Raw genomic sequence first — 772 nt, 5'->3', positions numbered from 1 at the left:
GCACAGTGGACGCGTAGCTTCTTTGTTGGTAAGTCCTCGGCCGATTAGTACCAGTCACCTACACCCGTTACCGGGCTTCCAGTTCTGGCCTATCAACCCCATGGTCTGTGGGGGGCCTTAACCCATCAAGTGGGTGAGAAACCTCATCTTGGAACAGGCTTCCCGCTTAGATGCTTTCAGCGGTTATCCCTTCCGAACGTAGCTAACCAGCAGTGCTCCTGGCGGAACAACTGGCACACCAGAGGTTCGTCCGTCCCGGTCCTCTCGTACTAGGGACAGCCTTCCTCAAGTTTCTTAACGCGCGCGGCGGATAGAGACCGAACTGTCTCACGACGTTCTAAACCCAGCTCGCGTGCCGCTTTAATGGGCGAACAGCCCAACCCTTGGGACCTACTCCAGCCCCAGGATGCGACGAGCCGACATCGAGGTGCCAAACCATCCCGTCGATATGGACTCTTGGGGAAGATCAGCCTGTTATCCCCGGGGTACCTTTTATCCGTTGAGCGACACCGCTTCCACTTGCCGGTGCCGGATCACTAGTCCCGACTTTCGTCCCTGCTCGAGCTGTCGCTCTCACAGTCAAGCTCCCTTGTGCACTTGCACTCGACACCTGATTGCCAACCAGGCTGAGGGAACCTTTGGGCGCCTCCGTTACATTTTAGGAGGCAACCGCCCCAGTTAAACTACCCACCAGGCACTGTCCCTGAACCAGATCATGGTCCGAGGTTAGAAGTCCAATACGATCAGAGTGGTATTTCAACGACGACTCCAC

General features: G+C 56.5%; 1 rRNA gene. It reads right to left on the bottom strand.

The window, feature by feature from the left end:
• Window positions 1-24 precede the first annotated feature (24 nt).
• Window positions 25-772: ribosomal RNA gene (locus tag IBX22_RS37160) — 23S ribosomal RNA — on the bottom strand; the annotation flags it as partial.

Origin of the sequence: Nocardia sp. XZ_19_385, assembly GCF_015355755.1 — a bacterium.
In the GTDB taxonomy this organism is placed as follows: Bacteria; Actinomycetota; Actinomycetes; order Mycobacteriales; family Mycobacteriaceae; genus Nocardia.
Note: the sequence above shows the minus strand (reverse complement) of the source record. Positions and strands in the feature narration are given on the sequence as shown.